Consider the following 1609-nt stretch of genomic DNA (forward strand, 5'->3'; position numbering starts at 1 on the left):
GGGGGTGCGGACGAAAACTTGGACTACCAGGAGGTAGTTCGTGTATTCCTACGAAGATCGGATTCGAGCCGTTGAGCTCTACATCAAGCTTGGCAAACGCGTCAGACCCACCATCCGCCAGCTGGGTTATCCAACAAAGAATTCTCTGAAGTGCTGGTACAGCGAATACCAGCAGAAGCTCGACTTGCCAGCGGGCTATGCGGGCCGGAGACCCAAGTTCTCGCAGGAACAAAAAGCGGTAGCTATCGAGCACTACCTCACTCACGACCGCTGCATTGCTGCCACCATGAGGGCATTGGGCTACCCCGGCAGAGGGACACTGACCGCGTGGGTTCGCGAGGCCCTTCCTGAGGCTAGAAGGACAGTCGTCGGCAGTGTGGGGCGACGAAGATATTCCGGGGAGCTGATGCAAGCGGGAGTCATGGAGCTTTGCACGCGTGAGGCAAGTGCGCAAGCTGTAGGCGACAAGTTCGGCGTGTGCCGGCCAACGCTGTACAACTGGAAGAATCAACTTCTGGGACGTGAGGCACCCGCATCCATGAAAAGTACCAATCAATCTCCGCCGTCGCAAGAGCGCGACGAGCTCGAGCACCAGGTTGAGTCACTGCGCCGCGAAGTCAGGCAACTGCGCCTCGAGCAGGATCTCTTGAACAAGGCCAACGAACTGTTAAAAAAAGGCCTGAGCGTCGACCTGCAGCTCCTGTCCAACCGGGAGAAGACACGGCTGGTTGACACCCTCAGGGAGCACTATGGCCTGCCAGAGCTCCTTGCACAGTTGGATCTTGCGCGTAGCTCGTACTTCTACCATCGGGCCCGCGCAGCGGTGGGCGACAAGTACCTGGAGGTGCGGCAATCCATCACCGACATCTTTGAGTCGAACCATCGCTGCTATGGCTACCGCAGGCTGCAAGCTTCGCTCACCAGACAGGACGTCGCGATCTCCGAGAAGGTCGTGCAGCGGTTGATGAAGCAGGAAAGCCTGGTTGTTCCAAAGCCCAGGAAGCGCAGGTATGCGTCATACCTTGGCGAGATCAGTCCAGCGCCTGAGAACCTCATCAACCGCGACTTCCAGGCCGCAGTCCCTAATGAGAAATGGCTTACGGATATCACGGAGTTCCAGATCCCGGCTGGCAAGGTGTACCTCTCGCCGATCATCGACTGCTTCGATGGAATGGTCGTCAGCTGGACGATTGGGACCAGTCCGGACGCCGAGTTGGTCAACACGATGCTGGATGCAGCCATCGAGACAGTGGCCGAAACGACAGACCGGCCTGTGGTTCACTCCGATCGGGGCGGCCACTACCGCTGGCCTGGTTGGCTATCAAGAATGAGCGACGCGAACCTCACACGCTCGATGTCCCGCAAGGCATGCTCACCTGACAACGCCGCTTGCGAAGGCTTCTTCGGTCGACTGAAGAACGAGCTGTTCTATCCTCGGGACTGGAAGAATGCCACCATTGAGCAATTCATCGAGGCGGTCGACTCGTACATCCGCTGGTACAACGAGAAGAGAATCAAGATCTCTCTCGGCTCCCTCAGCCCCATCGAATACCGGGTGAGCCTTGGACTTGCAGCATAAAACCAGTCCAAGTTTTTATCCGCACCCCCT

At 57.8% G+C, this 1609-nt stretch carries 1 protein-coding gene; it reads left to right on the forward strand.

The genetic code is table 11. The annotated features are described in order from the left end of the window. Positions 1-40 precede the first annotated feature (40 nt). A complete protein-coding gene (locus tag ACCC97_RS28705; protein ID WP_413336358.1) occupies positions 41-1579 on the forward strand; it encodes an IS3 family transposase in 1539 nt (512 codons plus the stop codon). Positions 1580-1609: the final 30 nt, after the last annotated feature.

Source organism: Variovorax sp. Varisp85 (assembly GCF_047304045.1).
Lineage (GTDB): Bacteria > Pseudomonadota > Gammaproteobacteria > Burkholderiales > Burkholderiaceae_C > Variovorax.